The 24,459-nt window shown below is 67.4% G+C and carries 23 protein-coding genes; 12 read left to right on the top strand and 11 right to left on the bottom strand.

Annotated elements, in window-relative coordinates:
• Positions 1 to 202: 202 nt before the first annotated feature.
• The 8 genes from M5C98_RS13445 to M5C98_RS13480 all read left to right on the top strand — a co-directional run bounded on the left by M5C98_RS13445 (position 203) and on the right by M5C98_RS13480 (position 7,905).
• The gene (locus tag M5C98_RS13445; protein ID WP_272547939.1) at positions 203 to 760 is read left to right on the top strand and encodes a pesticin C-terminus-like muramidase; all 558 of its coding nucleotides are present in this window, start codon (positions 203 to 205) and stop codon (positions 758 to 760) included.
• The gene (locus M5C98_RS13450) at positions 757 to 1,461 is read left to right on the top strand and encodes a hypothetical protein (protein WP_272547940.1); all 705 of its coding nucleotides are present in this window, start codon (positions 757 to 759) and stop codon (positions 1,459 to 1,461) included. Before M5C98_RS13445 ends, M5C98_RS13450 begins: the two co-directional genes overlap by 4 nt.
• 50 nt (positions 1,462 to 1,511) lie before the next feature.
• Entirely contained in the window at positions 1,512 to 3,296 is a 1,785-nt protein-coding gene (locus M5C98_RS13455; protein ID WP_272547941.1) for a peptidase M14, read from the top strand.
• A gap of 306 nt (positions 3,297 to 3,602) precedes the next feature.
• On the top strand, positions 3,603 to 4,613 hold the full coding sequence (locus tag M5C98_RS13460; protein ID WP_272547942.1) for a TRAP transporter substrate-binding protein: 1,011 nt from the start codon (positions 3,603 to 3,605) through the stop codon (positions 4,611 to 4,613).
• The gene (locus tag M5C98_RS13465) at positions 4,613 to 5,146 is read left to right on the top strand and encodes a TRAP transporter small permease (protein ID WP_272547943.1); all 534 of its coding nucleotides are present in this window, start codon (positions 4,613 to 4,615) and stop codon (positions 5,144 to 5,146) included. Before M5C98_RS13460 ends, M5C98_RS13465 begins: the two co-directional genes overlap by 1 nt.
• A gap of 60 nt (positions 5,147 to 5,206) precedes the next feature.
• Positions 5,207 to 6,520 (top strand): TRAP transporter large permease, encoded by a 1,314-nt coding sequence (locus M5C98_RS13470; protein ID WP_272547944.1) that lies wholly within the window; start codon positions 5,207 to 5,209, stop codon positions 6,518 to 6,520.
• A 90-nt stretch (positions 6,521 to 6,610) separates the two neighbouring features.
• Complete coding sequence (gene crcB, locus M5C98_RS13475) at positions 6,611 to 6,991, top strand: fluoride efflux transporter CrcB (RefSeq protein WP_272547945.1); 381 nt, start codon at positions 6,611 to 6,613, stop codon at positions 6,989 to 6,991.
• Positions 6,992 to 7,041: 50 nt separating this feature from the next.
• Positions 7,042 to 7,905, top strand: a complete 864-nt coding sequence (locus M5C98_RS13480; protein WP_272547946.1) for a TIGR00730 family Rossman fold protein — start codon at positions 7,042 to 7,044, stop codon at positions 7,903 to 7,905.
• A 132-nt stretch (positions 7,906 to 8,037) separates the two neighbouring features.
• Here M5C98_RS13480 and M5C98_RS13485 read toward each other — a convergent pair whose 3' ends face one another.
• The 5 genes from M5C98_RS13485 to pncB all read right to left on the bottom strand — a co-directional run bounded on the left by M5C98_RS13485 (position 8,038) and on the right by pncB (position 14,505).
• Complete coding sequence (locus M5C98_RS13485; RefSeq protein WP_272547947.1) at positions 8,038 to 9,225, bottom strand: MFS transporter; 1,188 nt, start codon at positions 9,223 to 9,225, stop codon at positions 8,038 to 8,040.
• A gap of 1 nt (position 9,226) precedes the next feature.
• The gene (rmuC, locus tag M5C98_RS13490) at positions 9,227 to 10,654 is read right to left on the bottom strand and encodes a DNA recombination protein RmuC (protein WP_272547948.1); all 1,428 of its coding nucleotides are present in this window, start codon (positions 10,652 to 10,654) and stop codon (positions 9,227 to 9,229) included.
• Positions 10,655 to 10,769: 115 nt separating this feature from the next.
• Complete coding sequence (locus M5C98_RS13495; RefSeq protein WP_272547949.1) at positions 10,770 to 11,756, bottom strand: 2-hydroxyacid dehydrogenase; 987 nt, start codon at positions 11,754 to 11,756, stop codon at positions 10,770 to 10,772.
• A 13-nt stretch (positions 11,757 to 11,769) separates the two neighbouring features.
• Positions 11,770 to 13,182, bottom strand: coding sequence for a sodium:proton antiporter (locus M5C98_RS13500; protein WP_442867283.1), 1,413 nt, complete (start codon positions 13,180 to 13,182; stop codon positions 11,770 to 11,772).
• Between the two features lie 111 nt (positions 13,183 to 13,293).
• Positions 13,294 to 14,505: a nicotinate phosphoribosyltransferase gene (gene pncB, locus M5C98_RS13505; protein WP_272547950.1), complete on the bottom strand. Its 1,212-nt coding sequence runs from the start codon at positions 14,503 to 14,505 to the stop codon at positions 13,294 to 13,296.
• 317 nt (positions 14,506 to 14,822) lie between these two features.
• Between pncB and ggt the strand changes: the two genes are divergently transcribed.
• Positions 14,823 to 16,835, top strand: a complete 2,013-nt coding sequence (gene ggt, locus M5C98_RS13510) for a gamma-glutamyltransferase (RefSeq protein WP_272547951.1) — start codon at positions 14,823 to 14,825, stop codon at positions 16,833 to 16,835.
• A 118-nt stretch (positions 16,836 to 16,953) separates the two neighbouring features.
• On the opposite strand, the gene M5C98_RS13515 is transcribed toward ggt, so the two are convergent.
• Positions 16,954 to 17,430 carry an acyl-CoA thioesterase gene (locus M5C98_RS13515; protein WP_272547952.1) on the bottom strand — a complete coding sequence of 159 codons (477 nt, stop codon included), beginning with the start codon at positions 17,428 to 17,430 and terminating at the stop codon, positions 16,954 to 16,956.
• A gap of 224 nt (positions 17,431 to 17,654) precedes the next feature.
• Between M5C98_RS13515 and M5C98_RS13520 the strand changes: the two genes are divergently transcribed.
• The 3 genes from M5C98_RS13520 to M5C98_RS13530 all read left to right on the top strand — a co-directional run bounded on the left by M5C98_RS13520 (position 17,655) and on the right by M5C98_RS13530 (position 20,359).
• Positions 17,655 to 18,215: a phasin family protein gene (locus M5C98_RS13520; protein WP_272547953.1), complete on the top strand. Its 561-nt coding sequence runs from the start codon at positions 17,655 to 17,657 to the stop codon at positions 18,213 to 18,215.
• Positions 18,216 to 18,436: 221 nt separating this feature from the next.
• Positions 18,437 to 19,486, top strand: a complete 1,050-nt coding sequence (locus M5C98_RS13525) for an extracellular solute-binding protein (RefSeq protein WP_272547954.1) — start codon at positions 18,437 to 18,439, stop codon at positions 19,484 to 19,486.
• Positions 19,487 to 19,600: 114 nt separating this feature from the next.
• Positions 19,601 to 20,359, top strand: a complete 759-nt coding sequence (locus M5C98_RS13530; protein WP_272547955.1) for a 3-hydroxyacyl-CoA dehydrogenase — start codon at positions 19,601 to 19,603, stop codon at positions 20,357 to 20,359.
• Positions 20,360 to 20,491: 132 nt separating this feature from the next.
• Here the strand turns inward: M5C98_RS13530 and M5C98_RS13535 are convergent, their stop codons facing one another.
• The 5 genes from M5C98_RS13535 to M5C98_RS13555 form a co-directional block, all read right to left on the bottom strand.
• Positions 20,492 to 21,391 (bottom strand): SDR family oxidoreductase, encoded by a 900-nt coding sequence (locus M5C98_RS13535; protein ID WP_272547956.1) that lies wholly within the window; start codon positions 21,389 to 21,391, stop codon positions 20,492 to 20,494.
• A complete protein-coding gene (locus tag M5C98_RS13540; RefSeq protein ID WP_272547957.1) occupies positions 21,388 to 22,329 on the bottom strand; it encodes a glutathione S-transferase family protein in 942 nt (313 codons plus the stop codon). The genes M5C98_RS13535 and M5C98_RS13540 overlap by 4 nt, the downstream gene beginning before the upstream one ends.
• 55 nt (positions 22,330 to 22,384) lie before the next feature.
• On the bottom strand, positions 22,385 to 22,837 hold the full coding sequence (locus M5C98_RS13545; protein ID WP_272547958.1) for a GNAT family N-acetyltransferase: 453 nt from the start codon (positions 22,835 to 22,837) through the stop codon (positions 22,385 to 22,387).
• A gap of 2 nt (positions 22,838 to 22,839) precedes the next feature.
• Positions 22,840 to 23,856 carry an NADP-dependent oxidoreductase gene (locus M5C98_RS13550; RefSeq protein ID WP_272547959.1) on the bottom strand — a complete coding sequence of 339 codons (1,017 nt, stop codon included), beginning with the start codon at positions 23,854 to 23,856 and terminating at the stop codon, positions 22,840 to 22,842.
• 130 nt (positions 23,857 to 23,986) lie between these two features.
• On the bottom strand, positions 23,987 to 24,430 hold the full coding sequence (locus M5C98_RS13555) for a PaaI family thioesterase (protein ID WP_272547960.1): 444 nt from the start codon (positions 24,428 to 24,430) through the stop codon (positions 23,987 to 23,989).
• Between the last annotated feature and the right edge of the window lie 29 nt (positions 24,431 to 24,459).

The raw sequence follows: 24,459 nt of genomic DNA on the forward strand, positions 1-24,459 counted from the left end.
GACAACATTGACGCAGGCATCACCTTCGAGACAGGAGAACATCCACGATTTGCCGACCTTTTTCGATGATATCTTCGGCCCGCGGCATGCCGCGGCGGCCCGCTTGCATCCCAGGGTGCGCGATTGTCGAATTCCCCTCCTTTCAACGAACTGGCCCGTTCCACCGAATGCGGCAGCCACCGACCACCTTCATCCACCAGACATGCCAGAACAAATCGACTATGCATTCCTGAGCGCCCTGGAGGGCGGCTCGCTGACCACCGGCTACGTGCCGGCGGCCAACGTGAGCAAGAGCGGCGTGACCATCGCGACCGGGTTCGACCTGGGCCAGCGCTCCGAGAGCGATCTGAAGAACCTGGGCCTGGCCAGCGGCCTGGTCACCAAGCTCAAGCCCTACCTCGGCACCAAGGGCGCCGATGCCAAGACGCTGATCGAGAAGACCCCGCTGACGATCACCGCCGCCGAGGCCGAATCCATCGACAAGGCCACCAAGGCCAGCCACATCGCCAGCGTGAAGCTGAAGTACGACTCGGCCTCGGCCGCCAAGAAGAATTTCATCGACCTGCCGGCGGAAGCGCAGACCGTCATCGCGTCGGTGTCGTTCCAGTACGGCGTCAACCTGGATGCCGCCACGCCGAAGTTCTGGAAAGCCGTCACCGAACAGGACTGGACCGAAGCGGTCAAGCTGCTCAAGAACTTCGGGGATGTGTACCCCACCCGCCGCGGCAAGGAAGCCGCCCTGCTGGAGAAAGTCAAATGAAACGATGGATCGCCCTGGCCACCGCCGTGATGGTTTCCGGCGCCGTGCATGCCGCCAATGCCGCCAGTTCAGCCCATGCCACCCATGCCGCTGACAACGCGGCCGGCGTGGTGCACGTCGCCAACCCCGAACTGCTGTCGGCGCTGCAGAACCTGAAGGCATCGCTCACCGCCGACCGCACGCCGCTCGCGTTCGACAACGGCGCGTCGGCCAAGAACTGCGTCGAATATTCGGACCTGCTGTCGAAAAGCCAGCCGGTCGAATCCACCCGCAACTTCGAGATCCGAAGCGAATACCTGCTGTGCGACAGCATCCGCCTGGTTGCCGGCAAGCCCTTCGTCGCCGAGAAGGCATCGGCCTCCGGCCAGCAGGCCAAAGCCCTGTACGAAAAGCTGGACCTGCGGTCGTTCCCTTCGTCGCTGCGCAACCGGGCCGATGCCAAGAAGCACACGCTGAAGACGCTGCTGCCCGGCAAGCCCCAATCCGAAGGCGGCGCTGTGAAGGTGGAAACCCCGGACCAGTTCTTCCGGCTGGAGGTCGTGGGCACCATCGACCACGGCAAAGGCAGGAAGCCCGAATGGATCGTGTGGGTGACGGACGAGCTGAAGAACGGCACCTACCGCGGATACAGCAACATCGTCGTGCATCCACCCCGCACGGCTTCGGGGCTGTACACCGCTGCAGGTGCTGCCGCCCGATGAGCGGCCTTTTCTTTTAGCCCCGCCTTCGGGCACCGCAGGAAATTTGTCGCATGTCCGCTTTCGCACCCAGCCATCCCCTGTGGGACCAGACCTTCCCGCGCACCCTGGACGCATGGGTGGACCGCTTCGGGCAGCCCGCGCATCGCGGCGCCCGCATCGAAGGTTGGCTGTTCGAAGGCGTGGCAGCGCGGCGCGCGGCCGAGCAGCGTTTGGCGGCGGCGGGTGTTGCGGCGCGCCTTCGCAGCGCCTACAAGCCGCTGGTGCACTACTTTCTGGAAGAGGTCGATACCGACCAACTGGCCGCCGCCACGGTGCGCTACCCGGTGCCGGCCACTGGTTCGCCCGGGCGTTTTCTGCTGGAGGCCTATCCGCTGGCCGACCTGCTGGCCGGCTGCGACCTGCGGTTCGAGCCCGGGGACGACGACCTGCACTACCGCGTGGCGCTGCGCTTTCGCGATGGCCGCGAAACGGCCGATCGGGTCTTTGCGCCCAACCGGGTGCATGCAGACCCCACCGGCCCGGACCCGCTGCTCTCGCCCACGGGCTGGTTGCGCGTGGTCTCGTCCGGTGCGCCGGGCGGCCACCTGGATGGGGCCGAATCCACCGACTTCGAAGACCTCTTCGCGCACGCCATGCGCACGCTGCGGGAGCACGCCTGGCCCGCGCAGGAGCCCTACTTCGAACGGCTGGACATTCGCGTCGATCTGCCGGGCTTCGAGCAGCCGCTGTTCACGCCGCACGAATGCATGAGCCTGCACGAGGCCCTGCACGAAGACCTGTATTTTTCGCTGCTGGAGTTCTTTCAGCAGCGCTCCGGCCGCCCGGCCGGCGACCGCCGGCTGCAGCCCGGGCAGATCGTGCCTGACGTGCGCCACTACGACGGCCCGCCGCGCCTGCGCATCGCGCTGCGCGCCTTCGACATGGCCGCGCAGGACGCCAGCGCGTGGGCGGACACCACGGCCGGACAAGCCCTGGACGACATGGGCCAGGCCCCGCCGCCAGAGCGCATCGCGCAAGCCATGGCGCGGCTGGGCGGCCAGCGCTTTTCCGCGCGCAGCCGCCAGGGGCGCGAGGTGCTGGGCCTGTACCGTACCGGCACCGACGCCCCGGTCCTGCTGAGCGGCGGCCAGCACGCCAACGAAACCTCCGGCGTCGTGGGCGCCCTGCGCGCGGCCGAGGCGCTGCAGGCGCGGCCCGGTGCGCACTTCGCCCTCATCGCGCTGGAGAACCCCGACGGCTATGCGCTGCATCGCGAACTGGGCGCGCACCATGCCCACCACATGCAGCATGCCGCGCGCTACAGCGCGCTGGGCGACGACATCGAATACCGCGAGACCGCGCCGCTTTATGAGCGCGAAGCCCGCGAACAGGCCCTGGCCCTTTCCGGCGCGCAATTGCACATCAACCTGCACGGCTACCCCGCCCATGAGTGGACCCGGCCGCTGTCCGGCTACGTGCCGCGCGGCTTCGGCCTGTGGACGGTGCCCAAGGGGTTCTTTCTGATCCTGCGCCACCACCCGGGCTGGCAGGCCGAGGGCCGCGCGCTGCTGGAGCGGGTGGCCGCCGCGCTGCAGGCCGTCCCCGGCCTGCCCGAGTACAACGCCCGGCAGATGGCGCTGTACGAACGCCACGCGGGTGCGTTGCCGTTCGAGGTGATCCACGGCACGGCCTGCACGCAGTCCGAGAACCCGCGCGGCGCGCCGGTCACGCTCATCACCGAGTTCCCCGACGAGACGGTGTCGGGCGATGCCTTCCGCTTCGCGCACGGCGTGCAGAAGGCCGCCGTGCTGGCGGCGGTGGACGCGTGGCAGGCCATTCTTTCCCAACGCGGCTGATTGCGCCTGGGTGGATGGGGGGCGCGGCCCCTGTTCCCTTCGGCGGTGCGTGACGTGGTGCACGCCCGGCGCTGAAGGCCATCGCGTCGCATGCCGCAAGCGCCAAGCGGCATGAAAGCAGGGGGGTTGGCAGCACCCTTCTCTGGCACGGTCTGTGCATACCGAACCGCAGTGGCGATGGGCCCGGTCCGGGCCTTTGCCATGCGCTTTGTTCAGGTAAACACCTGAGGGTGTTACCGCAAACACGCGGTTACATTGAATGCGGTCTTCCGTTTCCCTGTCTCACTACCACTGTGGAGTTCATCGATGAAGCGTAGCGCTCTCCCTCTGTCCGCATGGGCCCTCGCCGGCGCCCTGGGTTGCGGACTGTTTGCCCCCACCGCATTCGCGCAGACCAAATGGGACCTGGCCGCAGCCTATCCCGCCACCAACTTCCATACCGAGAACCTGGCCGAATTCGCCAAGGACGTGGACACCGCCACGGGCGGCAAGCTCAAGATCACGGTGCATGCCAACGCATCGCTGTTCAAGGCCAACGAGATCAAACGCGCGGTGCAAGGCGGCCAGGCGCCGGCCGGTGAGATCCTGCTGCCCAACTTCGAGAACGAGAACCCGATCTTCGGCGTGGACGGCATTCCCTTCCTGGCCACCTCCTACGCCGACTCCAAGCGGCTGTACGAAGCGCAGAAGCCCGTGCTGGAGAAGCTGCTCAATGCGCAGGGCCTGCGGCTGCTCTACACCGTGGCCTGGCCTCCACAGGGCATCTACTCCAAGCGGGAAATCACCTCGGTGGCGAATCTGCGCGGCATCAAATGGCGCGCCTACAGCCCCGCCACGGCCAAGATCGCCGAGCTGATCGGCGCGCAGCCCGTCACCATTCAGGCGGCCGAGCTGTCGCAGGCCACCGCCACCGGGGCGGTCGAATCGATGATGACGTCCGGCTCCACCGGCTACGACAGCAAGCTGTACGAGAGCATCAAGTACTTCTACGACACCCAGGCCTGGCTGCCCAAGAACGCCATCATCGTGAGCAAGAAGGCCTTCGATGCGCTCGACAAGCCCACGCAGTACGAGTTGCTCAAGAGCGCCGCCGCGGCCGAGGCCCGCGGCTGGAAGATCAGCGCGGAAAAGAACGAGTGGTACAAGAAGGCCCTGACCGACAAGGGCATGAAGATCCTTCCACCGCCACCCAAGCTCGTGGCCGACCTGCGGCAGGTCGGGGACATCATGCTGGCCGACTGGCTCAAGAAGGCCGGGCCCGATGGTGAGGCGATCATCGCCGCCTACCGCAAGCCGGCCCCTGCGGCAGCCCAGTGATGCGCCGCTTCCTGGATCGGCTCTACCTGGGCGCAGGCGCCCTGGGCGCCACTTTCGTGGCGCTGATCTGCGTGCTGATGATCGCCCAGAGCGTGCTGCGCGAGGTCGGCGTGCGCACCGGGGCGCTCAACGACGTGGTGGCGTGGTTCTGCGCCGCCGCGGCGTTCTTCGCCATGGCGCATGCCTTCAAGCACGGCGACTTCGTGCGGGTCACGCTGCTGCTGGAGAAGCTCTCGCCGCCCCGGCGCCGGCAGTTCGAGATCGTCTCGCTGGCCATCGGCTCGGTGGCGGTGGCCTACCTGGCCTGGTCGGCGTGTCTCTTCACCTACGAAAGCTGGGAGTTCAACGATGTCGCCCAGGGCCTGCTGCCGCTGCCGATGTGGATCCCCCAGATGAGCTTCGCGCTGGGTTCGGTGCTGCTGTTCGTCGCAGTGGTCGATGAATTCATCATCGTGCTGCGCGGCGGCGTGCCCACCTTCGTGCGCCAGGTCGAGGAGCGCCACGCGCGCGGCGACTTCTCCTCCGACATCTAACCCACCCCGATCCGACCTGAACCCTTGCTGCGGCCCGGCCGGGCCCGAAAGAAGAATCCCATGGACATTCTGATGGTGGGCGGCGTCCTGCTGCTGCTGATGATCGTGCTGCTCTCGGGCGGCGTGTGGATCGCGATGACGCTGGCGATCTGCGGCTGGGTCGGGCAGGCGTTCTTCACGAACACGCAGCCCGGCAAAAACCTGTTTTCTGCCTTCTGGGAAAGCAATGCCAGCTGGGAGCTGGCGGCGCTGCCGCTGTTCATCTGGATGGGCGAGATCCTGTTTCGCACCAAGCTGAGCGAAGAGATGTTCGAGGGCCTGCGCCCCTGGCTCAACCGGGTGCCGGGCCGGCTGATGCACACCACCATCCTGGGGTGCGGCATCTTCGGATCGGTGTCGGGCTCGTCCGCCGCCACCTGCGCCACCATCAGCAAGGTGGCCCTGCCCGAGCTGCTCAAGCGCGGCTACGACGAACGCCTGGCGCTGGGTTCGCTCGCCACGGCAGGCACGCTGGGCATTCTCATTCCGCCGTCCATCACGATGGTGGTGTATGCCGTGGCGGCCGATGCGTCCATCATCCGCATCTTCCTGGCCGGCTTTCTGCCGGGCCTGCTGCTGATGCTGCTGTTCTCGGGCTACATCGGCTGGTGGAGCCTGCGCAACCCCGACAAGGTGCCCCCGGCCGATCCACCGACCACCTTCCGGCAGAAGATCCGCCAGTCGGGCAACCTGATTCCGGTGGCGGTCCTGATCGTCTTCATCGTGTGGGTGCTGGTGGCCGGCTACGCCACCGCCACCGAATGCGCGGCCTACGGCGTGGCCGGCTCGCTCGGGCTGGCGCTGTGGAGCCGCTCGCTCACGTGGAAGAACTTCACCGAAGGGCTGATGAGCACCACGCGCACCAGCTGCATGATCATGTTCATCCTGGCCGGGGCGGCCTTCCTGACCAAGACCATGGCGTTCACCGGCATTCCGCGCGAACTGGCCGAGTGGGTCAATGCGATGAACCTCTCGCCCATCGCGCTCATCGGTGTGCTGACCATCGTCTATCTCGTGCTGGGCACGGCGCTCGACGGCATCAGCATGATCGTGCTCACCAGCGCAGTGGTGCTGCCCATGATCCAGAAGGCCGGCTTCGACCTGATCTGGTTCGGCATCTTCATCGTGCTGCTGGTGGAAATTGCCGAGGTCACGCCGCCGGTGGGCTTCAACCTCTTCGTGCTGCAGAACATGACCGGCAAGGACAGCAACACCATTGCGCGGGCGGCCATCCCGTTCTTCCTGTGCCTGGTGGTGTGCATCGCGATCATCACGGTGTTTCCGCAGATCGTCACCGTGCTGCCGGATTTGGTGATGGGCAAGGACGGCGGCTGAAGGCACAAACACGCGCCAGTCCGTTCGACGCGGCGCCGATCCACGGCACGGGCGGCTGGTTGCCTCCTGGTTTTTGCGATACTTTGCGGCATGCTGCTCAACGTCGCCGTCATCTGCCTGGCTGCCTGCCTTGGCGCCCTTCTGCGCTGGGGCTTCGCCCTGTGGCTCAACCCTGGCGGCTTGCTGCCCTGGGGCACGCTGGCGGTGAACCTGATCGGCGGCTACCTGATCGGCATCGCCATCGCCGTGTTCACCCAGCGGCCCGACATCGACCCGGCCTGGCGGCTGCTCATCATCACCGGCTTTCTCGGCACCCTGACCACCTTCTCCAGCTTCTCTGGCGAAGTCGTCACCATGCTGATGCAGCAGCGCTACGGCATCGCGCTGGCCACGCTGCTTTTGCACGTGGGCGGCTCCTTCACCCTCACCTGGGCCGGCATGCGCACGGCCCTCTGGTGGGCAGCCCGCTGACCCCTGGCCCGGCAACGGGCCCTTCTTTTTTGCCCGCACAATCTCACCCCATGGATTCCAACACCGACCTGAACGACAGCCGCCTGGCCAATGCCTGGGCCGAACTGAACAACCACGCCGTGAACGGCAACCCGCTGCATGCCGATGCCTACCGGCTGGCGTTTGCAGACCCCGAATTCCTGCTGCGCCGCGAAACGCGCGGCATCCGCTTCCAGCTCGAAATGCTCAAGCCCGACCTGGGCCAGACCGCGCAAGGCATCGAGAACACCGTGGTGGTGTACGGCAGCGCGCGCTTCATCGCCCCCGACGAGGCCGAGCAGCAGCTCGCCGATGCCGAGGCCAGCGGCGACGACAGCCGCATCGCGCGCGCCAAGCTGGCCGTGCGCAACGCCCGCTACTACGACCTGGCGCGGCAATTCGCGCGCGTGGTCGCCGAGCACAGCGAGCAAAAGCCCCCCGCCGACCGCATCTACGTGTGCACCGGCGGCGGCCCCGGCATCATGGAAGCCGCCAACCGCGGCGCGCACGACGTCGGCGCGCTCAACGTGGGCCTGAACATCGCCCTGCCCCACGAACAAAGCGGCAACCGCTTCATCTCGCCCTCGCTGAGCTACAAGTTCCACTACTTCGCGCTGCGCAAGATGCACTTCATGATGCGCGCCAAGGCGCTGCTGGCCTTCCCCGGCGGCTTCGGCACGCTGGACGAATTATTCGAAGTGCTCACCCTGGTACAGACCGGCAAAGCCAAGCCGGTGCCGATCGTGCTGTTCGGCACCGACTTCTGGAGGAAGGTCGTCAACTTCGATGCGCTCGTGGAGCAAGGCACCATCTCCGCCGCCGACCTGAACCTGTTCCACTACACGGACGACCCGCAGGAAGCCTGGAACATCATCAAGGCGTTCTACAAGCTTTGACAAACCGCCTGGCATGGCGCCGAAACCAGGCGCCATCGCCGGCTATTGCGCCCAGGAGCCAGCAGCTCGCGCCATTGACGCCGCTGCCACGGCCTGCTGCGAAAACAGGCCGTCACCCCCTGCAGCCCGTCCTCAATGGGACGCTACGGAATGCGTCCCCTCTTCGCCCAGGCGCATGGCCCACCGCGAGCCTGCACCGACGCTCGCGCCCACCACCCAGAAAAGCCCCGATACGCCGATCAGCGCCCCCGCCGAGCCGAACAGCACCGGCATCAGCACGCTCGATGCATTGATGGCCATGAGCCGCAGGCCGAGCGCCTCGCCGTGGCGGTTCGACGGCGTGATCTGGTGCAGCATGCTCATGATCATCGGCTGCACCGAGCCCAGAGCGAAGCCCAGCAGCACCGAGCACAGGCCCAGCGCCCAGGCGTTGGGCAGCAGGGGGTACACCGCGAACAGCGCCGCAGTGGCGACCATCGCCCAGGTCACGACCACGGCCTCGCGCAGGTGCGCCGCCACCAGGGGCATCAGCACGCGGATCACGGCCGCAGCGATGGCGAAGGCGCCCAGGATGGTGCCGATGACCGACGCCGACAGGCCCCGCTCGTGCCCCAGCAGCGGCACCACGAAGGTGTGCACGTCCCAGCACGACGACAGCAGCCAGTTCACGATGAGCAGACGGCGAAAGCCCGGCTCGCCCAGCAGGTCCCAGGCCCGGGGGCGTGCCCCACCAGCCGCGGCGATCACCGGCGGCAGCTCCACCGTGGCCCGCACCCAGAACCAGGTGGCGACGGGCAACACGGCCATCAGCGCGAAGGCGGCGCGGTAGCCCTCGGTGCTGCCGGCAACGGTCCCGGCATGGTCGATCAGCATGCCGGCGCAGAACGGCCCGACGAAGTTGGAAACGGCCGGCCCGATGGCCAGCCAGCTGAACACCTGCCGCAATTGCGTAGAGTCGTGCGCCGCGCGCCCCACATGGCGCTGCAGCGCGATGGTGGCCGCCCCCGTGGCGCCGCCCGTCATGAGCGCGGCCAGGCACAGCATGGGAAACGCCGGCCACGCCAGCGCCCCTGCGGCACCGACCACCGCCACGACCACGGCATAGCCGACGGGGCGCTTGAGGCCGTGGCGGTCGGCATAGCGGCCCGCCGGCAGCGCCAGGAACACCTGCGTGAGCGCGAACAGCGCCAGCAAGACGCCGACCGCCGCTGCGCTGTAGCCCTCGCGCAGCGCCAGCAAAGGAGCGGCCAGCCGCATGCCGGCCATGCAGGCGTGGATACAGATCTGGCCGGCGATCAGGCGGGCGAGTGCAGCGTTCATGTCATGCGGCCTCGTCCTCGATGGCCGGCGGCAGGGCGGCATCCGGTGCACCCGCCCCCTCCAGTGGGGTGCCCGCCGCCGGTGCCGGCAAAACCTGCACGTCGCGCAGCCGGCGCTGGATGGCGCGCGTTCGCACACCGACCTCGTCGAACCGTTTGGCCGCCGCGTCGATGGACTTGCGCGTGGCCTCGACCACTTCGCCGAACTTGAAAAACTCGGTCTTCACCGCGCCGAGCAGGCCCCACACCTCGGACGAGCGCTTTTCGATCGCCAGCGTCTTGAAGCCCATCTGCAGGCTGCTGAGCATGGCCGCCAGGTTGGCGGGGCCGGTGATCATCACGCGACAGTCGTTCTGCAGCGCCTCCACCAGCCCGGGCCGGCGGATCACCTCGGCGAACAGGCCCTCGGTGGGCAGGTACATCACGGCGAAGTCGGTGGTATGCGGCGGCGAGACGTACTTGGCGAAGATCTTGCGCGCCTCGGCCTTGATGGAGGTCTCGAACGCGCTGCCTGCGGACAGCACTGCCGCCTTGTCGGCCACATCCTGCGCGTCCAGCAGGCGCTGGTATTGCTCCACCGGGTATTTGGAGTCGATGGGCAGCCACACGGGATGCTCGTCGCCCCGGCCCGGCAGCCGGATGGCGAACTCCACGAGGTCGTCGCTGCCGGGCACGACCTTCACGTTTCGGGCGAACTGGTCCACGGTGAGCACGTTCTCGATGATGGCGCCCAGCTGCATCTCGCCCCAGGTGCCGCGCGTCTTCACGTTGGTCATCACGCGCTTCAAGTCGCCCACGCTGCCGGCCAACGTCTGCATCTCGCCCAGGCCCTTGTGCACCTGCTCCAGCCGGTCGCTCACCAGCTTGAAGGATTCGCCCAGGCGCTGCTCCAGCGTGGCGTGCAGCTTCTCGTCCACGGTGCGGCGCATTTCCTCCAGCTTGGCGGCGTTGTCGGCCTGGATGGCGGACAGCCGCTCGTTGAGCACGCCGCGCAGGGCCTCGCCGGTCTGCGTGAGTTCGGTGCGGAAGGCGCCCAGCGCCTGCACTAGCTCCTGCCGTGCCGCGACGGCATCGGTCTGGCCCAGCGCCAGGCGCTGCTCCAGCTTGCCTTCGAAGGCGGTGAACGCGGCGAGCAACTCCGCACGGCCGCTGCGCGATTCGTGCACCGCCTGCGCCAGCCGCTCGTCCACGGCCTGGCGCACGCTCTCCAGCGTGCCCTGCATGGTCTGCGTGAAGCCGCGCAGCTGCTGGGCCATGCCCTCCAGGGCGCCATCGTTCTTGGCCACCGCCAGCTGCGTGGCCTGGGCCGTGGCCTCCAGCCGCTGCAGGCGCATCAGCCACTCGGGGGGCAGTTCGGCGCGCGGACTGCGCAGCAGCAGCACCGCCAGCATCAGGACGACCAGCACCAGCAAACCCAGGACAGCGAACATTTCCAAAACCCGACACTCCTTTTGCTATTTATTTGATAGCTACACCGGCATGAAAATCGCCGGCATGCGGCCTATTTGGCTTGAAACCACGGCAGCAGCGCCGCCATGGTCCGGATCACGATGGCCGCTCGCCCGGCGTGTTCACGGGCGTCAGCGCGCCGCGCCCGTCGAAGAACGCGATCAGGTTGTCCGCCGCCAGGTTGGCCATGGCCAGCCGCGTGGGCACGGTGGCGCTGGCGATGTGCGGGGTCAGCACCACGTTGGGCACGGTGAGCAGGTCCGGGTGCACCTGCGGCTCGCCCTCGAACACGTCCAGCCCGGCAGCGGCGATGCGCCTGTCGCGCAGCGCGGCAGCCAGCGCCGCGTCGTCCACGATGCCGCCGCGCGCGATGTTGACCAGGGTGGCGGTCGGCTTCATCTGCGCCAGTTCGGCGGCGCCGATGGCGTGGTGCGACTCGGCCGTGTAGGGCAGCACCAGCACCAGGTGGTCGGCCTTGCGCAGCAGCTCCTCCTTGGAGACATAGCGCGCACCGCACTCGCCCTCCAGCGCGGGCGACAGGCGGGAACGGTTGTGGTAGATCACCTGCATGCCGAAGCCGTGCGCACCGCGCCGGGCGATGCCCTGCCCGATGCGGCCCATGCCCAGGATGCCGAGCGTGCTGCCGTGCACGTCGGAGCCGGCGAACATATCGTAGCTCCACTTCGTCCACTGGCCGGCCCGCAGATAGTGCTCGCTCTCGGTCATGCGGCGCGCGGTGGCCATCAGCAGCGCGAAGCCGAAGTCCGCCGTGGTCTCGGTCAGCACGTCCGGCGTGTTGGTGCCCTGCACGCCCGCTGCGGTGAGCGCGTTCACGTCGAAGTTGTTGTAGCCCACCGCCATGTTGGCCACGATGCGCAGCCGCGGGCAGCGCGCCAGCAGCTCGGCGTCGATGCGCTGGCTGCCGGTGGTCAGGGCGCCGTCCTTGTCCTGCAGGCGATCGGCCAGCTCGGCCGGCGACCAGACCGCATCGGCGGGATTGGCCTCGACCTCGAAATGCTGCGAAAGCCGGTCCACCACCTCGGGAAAGATGGCTCGGGCGACCAGGATGCGGGACTTGGACATGGATCAGGACCTTTCAGCGAAACCAGAGGAACGTCATGGCGACGAGCAGCGGCACCAGGATGCCGCACGACCACAGCATGTAGCCGAAGAAGCTGGGCATCTTCACGCCACGCTCTTCGGCAATGGCCTTGACCATGAGGTTGGGCGCATTGCCGATGTAGGTGCCCGCGCCCATGAACACGGCGCCGGCCGAGATCGCGGCCAGCGTGGGTGCGAGCGTGGTCATGAGCACGGCCGGGTCGCCGCCGGCGGTGTTGAAGAACACGAGGTAGGTCGGCGCGTTGTCCAGGAACGCGCTCAGCAGGCCGGTGGCCCAGAAGTACATGGCCGGATCGGGGGAGCCGTCGGGCCGGGTCACCGCAGCCACGATGGCACTGAACGGACCTTGCGTGCCCGCCTTGAGCATCGCGATGACCGGGATGATGGTGAGAAAGATGCCCGCGAACAGCTTGGCCACTTCCTGCATGGGGGCCCAGCCGAACTGGTTGTCCGCATGCACCTTTCGCGGCGTGAGCCACAGCGACGCGCCCACCACCGCCAGCAGCCCCACGTCGCGCACCAGCCCGGGCAGGCCCACGGGCGTGCCGGCAATGCTCCACACCACCGGCGACTTCCAGAACCCGCTGAGCAGCACCAGGGCGATCACCACGCCCAGCAACCAGAAATTCACCTGGCCGTCGAAGCCGATCGACCGCGTGTCGGGCGTGGGGTCCGCCCGCGCCGCCTCGCCCGGCCGGCCATGGAACCAGCGGTCGATGGCATAGAAGATCGCCAGCAGTGAACCCACCAGAAACAGCGTCTCCTGGTGGATGTGGCCAACCGTCCAGAAGAAATCCACGCCCTTCAAAAAGCCCAGGAACAGCGGCGGGTCCCCCAGCGGGGTGAGCGAGCCGCCGGCGTTGGAGACGATGAAGATGAAGAACACGACGATGTGCGCCACGTGCTTGCGGTGGTCGTTGGCGCGCACCAGCGGCCGGATCAGCAGCATCGATGCGCCCGTCGTCCCCATGAAGCTGGCCAGCACCGCCCCGATGGCCAGGATCGCAGTGTTCAGCCCGGGGCCGCCATGCAGGTTGCCGCGGATGTGGATGCCCCCCGCCACGGTGAACAGCGCCGCCAGCAGGATCACGAACGGCAGGTACTCGGCCAGCAGCGCATGCACCAGGTTCACGCCCGCCGCGCCGACGCCGAAGACCGCCGCGAACGGCAGCAGGAACGCGAGCGCCCAGGCGGCGGCGATCTTGCCGAAGTGGTGGTGCCAGAACGCGGGCGCGAACAGCGGCACCAGCGCGATCGACAGCAACAGCCCGGCGAAGGGCACGCCCCACAGCACCGACAGCGCGCTCCCGTCGATCTCGGCGGCCTGCGCCAGGCCCGGCAACAGGCCGGCTGCGATCAGCAACATGCCGCGCAGGCAGTGCGGCATCGGCATCGGCAAAGACATGGGCATGGGGTCAGGAGCCTCCGTGGTGTGGTTTGGGGATTGCCATCAAGGCGCGTGCCGGCCGGCCGGCGCGCTGCATGCGGTCCGATGCGGTCACGGCAGCGCCGGAATCTCGAACACCTGGCGCAGGTAGGCCAGGTATTTCTCGTCGTCGCACATGCCTTTGCCCGGGGTGTCGGACAGCTTGGCCACGGGCTGGCCGTTGCAGCGCGTCATCTTGATCACGACCTGCAGCGGCTCGCAGCCCAGGTCGTTGGTGAGGTTGGTGCCGATGCCGAACGCCAGCTGGCAGCGCCCGCGGAACTGCTGGTACAGCTCGATGGTGCGCGGCACAGTGAGGGCGTCGCTGAAGATCAGCGTCTTGGTCAGCGGATCGACCCGGTTGCGGCGGTAATGGTCGAGCAGGCGCTCGCCCCAGGCGAACGGGTCGCCGCTGTCGTGGCGCGCGCCGTCGAAGAGCTTGCAGAAATACAGGTCGAAGTCGCGCAGGAAGGCGCTCATGCCGTACACGTCCGACAGCGCGATGCCCAGGTCGCCGCGGTACTCCTTGGCCCACATCTCGAAGCCGAAGATCTGGCTGTCGCGCAGGCGCGGGCCCAGCGCCTGGCACGCCTGCAGGTACTCGTGCGCCATGGTGCCCAGCGGCGTCACGCCGAGCTTCATCGCATACAGCACGTTGCTCGTGCCGGCGAACTGGCCGGGCCCGGACGGCGCTCCAGAAGAGCGCCGCTCCCCGGTGCCCAGCCGCGCGCACAGCACGCGCAGCACCTCTTCATGCCACGCGCGGCCGAAGCGGCGGCGCGTGCCGTAGTCGGCGATCTTGAGGTCGCCCAGGCCATCGGCCTGCAGCAGCGCGATCTTGGCATCGAGCCGGCGGCGGCCTTCGGGAAAGTCGGGCACCTTCTGCGTGTTGCGAAAGTACACCTCGTTCACGATGGCCAGCACCGGCACCTCGAACAAGATGGTGTGCAGCCACGGCCCGGTGATGGTGATGTCGATCTCGCCCGAGGGCAGCGGGCTCACGGTGATGTACTTTTCGTTGAGCTTGAAGAGCCCGAGAAAGTCCACGAAGTCGCTCTTGATGAAGCGCATGGACCGCAGGTAGGACAGCTCGGCATCCTGGAAATGCAGGCTGCACAGCGAGCGGATTTCCTCGCGAATCTCGTTGACGAAAGGCACCAGCTGCACGCCGGGGTTGCGGCACCGGAAGCGGTATTCCACCTGCGCGCCGGGAAACTGGTGCAGCACCACCTGCATCATGGTGAACTTGTAGAGATCGGTGTCGAGCAGGCTGGTGATGATCATGGGTGAAAGCGGCCGCGGCGGGCCGGCTGGGCATCTGCAGTGAACGGCAGCGGCGCACCGTCGCATGGCATTGTGTCATCAAGGGCGCCCCATTGCCGGGCGCTGCGTTGGTCCGGATCTTGCACCGCACCGCTGCCGCCGCCCTGCACGCCACGCCACGCCACGCCACGCCGCGCCACCGGCTCCGCCGCCGATCGCATGTCGCACATGTCGCACGGCGGAATGGGACTGGCCGCAACGGGCCTGCGCAGCGCGTATGCTCGATGCGCCGCAGAGACGACGGCACTTCCTTCATCAAGAACAAAGGTATTTTTCCAATGCGCCATTCCCGCCCATCCATCGCTCCTTCCAACACGCGCCCCGTGTGGCGCTACACCGCCACGTTGACGGCGGCCCTGCTGGTCCTCGCCGGCTGCGGCGGGGGCGGAGGTGGCAGCGGCAGCGCTTCGGCTCCGGGCCAGGACTCGGCCTGCGCGGTCGTCAGCGACGGCGGCTCGGTCACGGTCGGCTCCGGCCTGCCCGGCGATCCCGCAGCGCCCGAACCCGCCTCCGGCTACAAGGTCGGCAAGACCGCCGTCTATGCCAAGCAATACATGGTGAGCACGGCCAATCCGCTGGCCTCCCGCGCGGGCTGCGAAGTGCTGCGCCAGGGCGGCTCCGCGGTCGATGCGGCCGTGGCGGTGCAGATGGTGCTGGGCCTGGTCGAGCCGCAATCGTCCGGCCTCGGCGGTGGCGCGTTCATGCTGCACTACGATGCGGCGCAAAAGAAAGTGCAGGCCTACGATGGCCGAGAAACCGCACCCGCAGCCGCGACGGAAAACTACCTGCGCTGGGTGAGCGACAGCGACCGCACCCTGCCCCAGCCCGGTGGCGCACGCGCCAGCGGCCGCTCCATCGGCACGCCCGGCGCCGTGCGCATGCTGGAGATGGCCTACCAGGACCACGGCAAGCTCAAGTGGAGCGAGCTGTTCCAGCCCGCCACCAAGCTGGCCTCGGACGGCTTCCAGATCAGCGGCCGCATGGCCAGCGCCATCGCCGGCGCAACGGCCGGCCTTTCGCGCGACCCTGAAGCCGTCGCCTATTTCTTCAATGCCGACGGCACGCCCAAGGGCCTGGGCACGCTGATCAAGAACCCCGCCTACGCCACCACGCTGAACACCATCGCCAGCGGCGGTGCCGACGCGTTCTACACCGGCCCCGTGGCGCAAGGCATCGTGAACAAGATCAAGGTCACCAGCGGCGGCACGCCCACCGTGGCGATCACCCCCGGCCTGACCGAGATGAGCGACCTGGCCAACTACCGCGCCAAGCGCCGCGACCCGGTCTGCACGACCTACCGCGACTACTGGGTCTGCGGCATGTCGCCTCCGTCCTCCGGCGGCATCGCCGTGGCCTCGGCGCTCGGCATCCTGGAGAACTTCAACCTGGCCAGCTACAAGCCCACGGCCATCGATATCGAAGGCGGCAAGCCTTCGGTGATGGGCGTGCATCTGGTGAGCGAGGCCGAGCGCCTGGCCTATGCCGACCGCGACAAGTACATCGCCGACACCGACTTCGTGTCGCTGCCCGGCGGCTCGCCCGCGGCCATGCTGGACAAGACCTACCTGCGCAACCGCGCAAGCCTGATCAGCACGACCAAGAGCATGGGCACGGCCGTGGCCGGCGACCTGAGCAACAAGCCCGCGGGCGTGAGCCTGATCGACGAGAAGGGCACGACGCACTTCACCATCGTGGACAAGCAGGGCAATGCCGTGGTGATGACCACGACGGTGGAAGCCGGCATGGGTTCGTTCCACATGACGCAGGGCTTCTTGCTCAACAACCAGCTGACCGACTTCTCGGCAACGCCGACCGACAGCACCGGCGCCGTGGTGGCGAACCGCGTCGAGGCCGGCAAGCGGCCCCGCAGCTCGATGGCACCCACGCTCGTGTTCAAGAAGGCCGCGGACGGCAGCATGGGCGACTTCCTGATGGGCACAGGCTCGCCCGGCGGCGGCACCATCATCCAGTACGTGGTGAAGACGGTCGTCGGCGCGCTCGACTGGGGCCTGGATGCGCAGCAGGCCACTTCACTGGTGGACTTCGGCGCCAGCAACAGCCCCACGACCTCGCTGGGCGGCGAACACCCGGCCATCGACAGCAGCAACGGCGGCAACAACGATCCACTGATCACCGGCCTGCGGGCGCTGGGCCACACAGTGTCCACCTCGGCGCAGTCGAGCGGCACGAGCACCATCATCCGCGTGCAGCGCAACGGCGAGAGCGTGCTGCAAGGCGGCGCCGATCCCCGCCGCGAAGGCGTGGTGCTGGGCGATACCTACAAGCCCTGACGCTTTAACGAAGCGGCAATGAAGCGCAAGGTGGCCCTGCCGAAGGGCTGCCGCTTCTCCTCAATGAAAGCACCGGGTGCGCGAGCGTCCAGGTGCTTGTTTCATGGGCGCATGCAGATCAGGTGCTGCCGGTGCGCAAGGGTTCGAGGGCGTCCTTGAGCGCCTGCGGCAGCGCGCGGGGCCGCCGGTCCTCGCGGCCCACGTACACGTGCACGAAGTGCCCGCCGGCCGCCGACTCGGGCGCGCCTTGGGCGAACAGGCCCACTTCATAGCGCACGCTGGAGTTGCCCAGGTGCGCTACCCGAATGCCGGCCTCGACCGTCTGGGGAAAGGCGAGCGGCACGAAATAATGGCATTGGGTTTCGACCACCAGGCCAATCGTCTCTCCCGAGTGGATATCCAGGGCACCCCGCTCAATCAGATAGGCATTCACCGCCGTATCGAACCAGCTGTAATAAATCACATTATTGACGTGGCCATACGCGTCGTTATCCGCCCAGCGGGTGGTAATCGTGCGGAATACGGAGTACGCCGAGCGCGGCTCCGGCATGCGGCGCGGTGGGGTGGAGGCGGCAGGAACGGGGGTGGCATTCATGGCCGGGAATTTTGCCAGTGGGGTCGCCGCTTTGATGTTCCTCATGCGACGCACATTTTTGGTTATGCACTCTAATCATGCTGCAACGCAGCAAAATCGCTTGATTCCTGAACCCAACCGCCTAGAATCCGTCCCATGCTGCACTGCAACATGACTTTCAGGTCACGACAGCGCAGATGTCTCAACCATCCGTCCCTCGAGGACCCATCAATAGGAGATACACCATGTCGCTGACCCCTGAACAACTCATTGCATCCCACAAAGCCCACCTCGAAACCCTGTTCGGCCTGACGAACAAGGCGTTCGAAGGCGTCGAAAAGCTGGTGGAGCTGAACGTCACGGCCTCCCGCGCTGCCCTGGCCGAAGTCGCCACGCACACGCAAGCCGTGCTGAGCGTCAAGGATGCGCAAGAACTGCTGGCCCTGCAAGCCAGCCTGTTCCAGCCCCTGGCAGAAAAGACCGCTGCGTACAACCGCCACCTGTACGACATCGCTTCGAGCACCAGCGCCGAATTCGGCCGCACGTTCGAAGCCCAGGCTTCCGAAGCGCAGCGCAACTTCAGCAACCTGGTGGACAGCGCCGCCAAGAACGCACCCGCCGGTTCCGAAACCAGCGTGGCCGTGTTCAAGAGCGCCGTCTCTGCCGCCAACAACGCTTTCGAATCCGTTCAAAAGGCCGTGAAGCAAGCCAGCGATGTCGCTGAAGCCAACTTCAACGCCGTGGCCAACACCGCTGCCAACGCTGCCGCCAAGTCGGCCGCCGCCGTGCAGCAGCGCAAGCGCTGAAACCGTTGTCTCCTTGGATCTCTCGAAACCGGGTTTCAGGGATCCAATTCAAGCCCGGTCTTGCGACCGGGCTTTTTTTATGGGCGCCCGGCGCGGCGGCGATGGTGCGCCGGGCGCGATCGCCGCGATAAGACCTCTGGTCCAGCAGGTCTTGTTTAAGAATCATTCTCGTTCGGCCTATCATCGCCCGGTTTCCACCATCCAGAGAAGAGACCCTCTCCATGCAGAAGTCCATGAAAGCCGTTTTGGCGGCCTGCCTTTTGGCCGCCGGCGCCGCCGCATCCGCCCAGGACCAGGTCGTCAACCTGTACTCCGCCCGCCACTACGCCACCGATGAAGCGCTGTACACCGGCTTCACCAAGGCCACGGGCATCAAGGTGAACCGCGTGGACGCCGACGACGCCGGCATCATGGCCCGCCTGAAGGCCGAAGGCACCGCCTCTCCCGCCGATGTGATCCTGCTGGTGGACGCCGCCCGCCTGTACCGCGGCGAGGTTGATGGCCTGTTCTTGCCCATCCGCTCCAAGGTGCTGGAAGACACCATTCCCTCCAACCTGCGCGCCAAGCCCGCAGCCGATGGCGGCATCGCCTGGTTCGGCCTTTCCACCCGCGCCCGCGTGATCGTCTACAACAAGGACAAGGTCAGCAAGGAAGACGTGGACACCTATGAAGAGCTGGGTGACCCGAAGAACAAGGGCAAGATCTGCATCCGCTCCGGCTCGCACCCCTACAACCTGAGCCTGTTCGGCGCCGTGACCGAGCACATGGGCGAGCAGAAGGCCGAGGCCTGGCTCAAGGGCGTGGCCGGCAACCTGGCGCGTCCTCCGAAGGGCGGCGACACCGACCAGATCAAGGCCGTGGCGTCCGGCGAGTGCGACATCGCCGTGACCAACAGCTATTACCTGGCCCGCATCATGCGTTCGGACAAGCCCGAGGACAAGACCATCGCCAGCAAGGTGTCGGTGGTGTTCCCCAACCAGCAATCGTGGGGCACGCACATGAACATCGCCGGCGGCGCCGTGGCCCGCAACACCAAGAACCAGGCCAATGCGGTCAAGTTCCTGGAATACCTGGCCAGCCCCGAAGCGCAGAACTACTTCGCCAACGGCAACAACGAGTGGCCGGCCGCCAAGGGCGTGGACCCGGGCAATCCGGCCCTGAAAGCCATGACGGACGGCAAGCCCTTCAAGAGCGAGACCATCCCGATCAGCGCGGTGGGCGAGCACATGACCAAAGTGCAGCAGATGCTGGACAGAGTGAACTTCCAGTAAGCCACGCAAGTTCCTTTCCTCGCATCGAAAGCCCGGCATGCCGGGCTTTTTCACGTCCGATGCTTCGGCCATAATTGACGTTTACGTTAACGTCATATCAAGGAGACATTCCCCATGGAAATCCAAGGCAAGGTATTCATCGTCACCGGCGGCGCATCGGGTCTGGGCGAAGGCACGGCACGCCGGCTGGCCGCGCAGGGCGGCCAGGTCGTCATCGCCGACATGCAGGCGGACAAGGGCGAAGCGGTCGCCCGCGACATCGGCGGCGCCTTCGTGAAGTGCGACGTGAGCCAGGAAGCCGATGGCCAGGCCGTGGTGGCGAAGGCCGTTTCGCTGGGCAAGCTGATGGGCCTGGTCAACTGCGCGGGCATTGCCCCCGCCGAGAAGACCGTGGGCAAGAACGGCGCGCACGCCCTGCCCCTGTTCGCCAAGGCCATCACGGTGAATCTGATCGGCAGCTTCAACATGATCCGCCTGGCCGCCGAGGCCATGGCCAGGAACGAGGCGGAGGCCACCGGCGAGCGCGGCGTGCTGATCTCAACGGCCAGCGTGGCGGCCTACGACGGGCAGATCGGCCAGGCGGCCTATGCCGCATCGAAGGGCGGCATCGTGGGCATGACGCTGCCGATCGCACGCGACCTGGCGCGCAGCGGCATCCGCAACATGACCATCGCCCCGGGCATCTTCGGCACGCCCATGCTGTTCGGCATGCCGCAGGAAGTGCAGGACGCGCTGGCCGCGGGTGTTCCTTTCCCGAGCCGCCTGGGCACGCCCGAGGATTACGCGCGCCTGGTGCAGCACATCTTCGAGAACGACATGCTCAACGGCGAGGTGATCCGCCTGGACGGCGCCATCCGCCTGGCACCACGCTGAGCAGGTTTGCTATTTAATCGATAGCAATATGCCCTAGTGGAATATGCGCTGGCGGCCTTTTTCATTCATACCCCCTTGCTGCCCGCGCCCCCTCGCCTGCCGATCCGTCCAAGCGGATGCGGCGGGGCGGGCTCATCCGCGCAGTTGCTCGCGCAACCGCTGGCCGATGTCGGGCCGGGCCAGGAACGGGTCCGGCGGGTTCTCGCCGCGCACAATGTGTTCCATGCGGCTTTGCACATTGCCCAGCGCCTGCGGGTGGCTGAAGATGTAGAACTGCCCTGCCGCGACGGCGTCGAACACCTTCTGCGCCACTTCGGCCGCCGTCACCTTGCCGCTGCCCACGGCCTTGTCCGTCATGGCCTGGCCGATCAGCTGGCTCCGGGTGGGCTGGGCGGCCTGCGCGACGGGCCGGTTGCGCTCGCTGCGGCCGATGCCGGTGGGCACGAAATACGGGCACAGCACGCTCGCGCCGATCTGGTCGGTGACGAGCGAGAGGTCCTGGTACAGCGTTTCGGACAGGCTCACCACCGCGTGCTTGCTCACGTTGTAGATGCCCATGTTGGGCGCCGTCAGCAGCCCGGCCATGCTGGCCGTGTTGACGATGTGGCCGCGCCACTTCGGGTCCTGCGCGGCAGCGGCCAGCATCATGGGCGTGAACAGGCGCACGCCGTGCACCACGCCCATCAGGTTCACGCCCATCACCCAGTCCCAGTCCTGCACGCTGCTTTCCCACAGCAGCCCGCCGGCGCCCACGCCCGCGTTGTTGAACACCAGGTGCGGCGTGCCGAAGCGCTGCTGCACGTCGGCGGCCAGTTGCTCCATCTGCGCGGCGTCGGCCACGTCCACGCGCCGGGCCAGCACGGCGGCGCCCGCGGCCTGCAGCTCGGCCGCGGCGGCATCGAGCGCATCCTGCTGCACATCCACCAGCACGAGGTTCATGCCCCGCTGTGCGCCGATGCGCGCGCATTCGAGGCCGAAGCCCGATCCCGCGCCGGTGAGTACCGCCGTCTTGCCCTGGAACGTTTCGATCATGCCGATGTCTCCGTTTTCTTGAGTACGTAGCCGATACGGGGAAAGTGAACGTGCAGCGCGCCCGCCCGCGCATCGGTGCGGGCCAGCGTATAGCGCGTGCGCGTGGCCGCCACCAGCGTGCCTTCGGTCGGCTCGGTGCCGAAGGTCTCGGCGGCGATAGTGACCGCGCTGCCCAGGGGAATGCCGTGTTCGTCCTGGAAAGGCTCGGGCGCCAGCGGCAGGGGTTCGGCCGCGGCCGCCACGGCGATGGCGTCCTGCGCGTTGAATTTCTCCATCCGCCCGTGGCCCAGGGCGGCGATGCGGTCCATCCACTCGGGCACGGCCGGCGTGGCGGCGAAGATCTCGGCCATCACCGGCACACAGGTGCGCGTGAACCACAGCGGGTGGTAGGCCGCGAAGTCCGCCAGGCACGGCTCGGCGCCGAAGAGGAACTCATGCTCTTCCGCCATGTGCGCGATGCGGCGCAGGTACGAGCGATAGGCCGCCGTGGCGTCGTGCGGGCGCAGGCGGTTCATGCCGGCGCTCATGGCCTTGCGGTCGTCGCCGAAGGCCTGCGCGGCTGCCGGCGGCAGGTTGGCGAACAGCACGGCCGCGCCGCGCGGCTGCAGGTTGTAGGCCATGGCGGCCCAGAACAGCGTGGTGTCGGCCCACTGAGCGAACACGCGCGAGACGCCCTTGAGGTGCGGCGGGTACAGCACCGGCTCGGGCTGGGTGTGTTCCAGCACGTCGCAGATCAGCGCGGTGTCGCAGTAGATGTCGGCCCCCACCTGCAGGAAGGGCGTGCGGCGGTAGCCGCCCGTAAGCGCCAGCACATCGGGCTTGGGCGAGACGCTGGGCACGATGACCGACTTCCAGGCCAGTTGCTTGAAGCCCATCACCGCGCGGATCTTTTCGGAGAACGGCGACGAAGGGTAGTGGTGAAGGATCAGGGCGGACATGGACGATCTCCTGGCCAGTTGCTGCGTGCGTGCGTGCGTGCGGGCCGCCGGGCCGTCAGGCCGGGCTCCACAGCATTTCGATGTGGGGGATGTTGTCTTCGAGGTACTCCGCCGAGACGGCCACGAAGCCCATCTCGCCGTAGAAGCGCTGCAGGTGCGCCTGCGCGCTGATGCGCACCGCGCGGTCCGGCCAGGTGGCCTGCGCGCGGGCCATGCCCTCGCGCACCAGGGCCCAGCCCATGCCGGTGCCCCGCGCCTCGGGCGCGACCACCACGCGGCCGATGGAGGGCTCCACGTAGTGCACGCCCGGGTCGGACAGCCGCAGGTAGGCCTGCAGGTCGCCCGCGCCGCCGCGGCCCAGCAGGTGCCAGGCGGTCTTGTCGGCCTCGTCGGGGTCTTGGTAAGGGCCCTGCTCCAGGATGAACACGCGGCAGCGCAGCGCCAGCGCATCGTGCAGCGCGTGCACGCCCATGTCGTCGAAGCGGGCCCAGGTCCAGTGCAGCGCCATCGTCAGACGAGCTTGACGAGTTGCTTGCCGAAGTTCTTGCCCTTGAGCAGGCCCAGGAAGGCCTCGGGCGCTGCGGCCAGGCCCTCGGCGATGGTCTCGCGCGGGCGCAGTTTGCCAGAGCCGACCAGCGTGCCCAGCTCCTTGAGGGCCTCGGGCCAGATCTCCATGTGCTCGCTCACGATGAAGCCTTCGATCTTCATGCGGTTCACCAGGATCAGAGCGGGGTTCTGCATCGGCAGCGGCTGGCCGTCGTAGCCGGCGATCATGCCGCACACGGCCACGCGGGCGAAGGCGTTGGCGCGCAGCAGCACGGCGTCGAGGATGTAGCCGCCCACGTTCTCGAAGTGGCCGTCGATGCCGTCCGGGCAGGCTTCTTTCAGGGCCTTGGACATGGCCTTGAGGTCGCCATGCTCGCGGTGGTCGATGCAGGCGTCGAAGCCCAGTTCCTCGGTCGCGTACTTGCATTTTTCCGGGCCGCCGGCAATGCCGACCACGCGGCAGCCGCGGGCCTTGGCCAGCGCGGCGAAGGCACTGCCCACCGCGCCCGTGGCCGCGCTCACCACCACCGTTTCACCGGCCTTGGGCGCGATGATCTTCACCAGGCCGTACCAGGCGGTCACGCCCGGCATGCCCACGGCGCCCAGGTAGTGCGACAGCGGCACGTGGGTGGTATCGACCTTGCGCAGCATGCCGGGCGCGTTGCCGTCCACCACGCTGTACTGCTGCCAGCCGCCCATGCCGACGACCTTGTCGCCCACGGCGAACTTCGGGTGGCGGCTTTCCGCCACCTCGCCCACCGTGCCGCCGATCATTACCTCGCCCAGCGGCTGGCTGGCCGCGTAGCTCTTGCTGTCGTTCATGCGGCCGCGCATGTACGGGTCCAGGCTCAGGTAGTGGTGGCGCACCAGCACCTCGCCGTCCTTCAGGGCCGGCGTGTCGGTGGTCGCCAGCTTGAAGTTGCTGGTGCTGGCCTCGCCCTGGGGGCGGTTGTCGAGCAGGATCTGCTGATTGCTGGGCATGGTGGACTCCTTTGGGTTGACTATTGTTTTGATAGCAGCCTGCCCTAGTGCTTATTGCGCTGGCAGGCGATTTGGCTTGAAGCCTTGCGGGCCTGTCGGGCCACGCCTGGCTTTTTCAGGCCCATTCAGTTCAGTCGGTGGACAGGGCCCCTTCCGCGGCGCCCGTGCCTTCGGGCGCATCGGCCGGCGCGGGCTTGCGCCGCACGTACTTGAAGGTGCCGGTGGCGTGGCAGCACACGCGGCCTTCCGCATCGGTCACGGTGCCTTCGGTGAAGGCCATGGACACGGTGCGGTGGATGAGCCGCCCCCGCGCCACCAGCGGGCCGCGCGCGGGCTGCATGAAGCTGGTCTTCATCTCGATGGTGACGACCCCGAAGTCAGGCGTATCGCTGCGCGCCGCCGTGGCCATGGCCACGTCCAGCAGCGTCATGGAGGCGCCGCCGTGCGTCACGGCGAACGAGTTCATGTGCTCGGGCCGCGCTTCGTAGCGCAACTCGGACGCGCCGCCCTCCATGTGGTGCAGCGTGAAGCCGAGTTCACGGACGAAAGGGATTTCCACACCAAAACTCAGCACAGGCAACTCCGATAAGCCAAAGGAAAGAC

This window comes from Acidovorax sp. NCPPB 3576, assembly GCF_028473605.1.
Taxonomy (GTDB): Bacteria; Pseudomonadota; Gammaproteobacteria; order Burkholderiales; family Burkholderiaceae_C; genus Paracidovorax.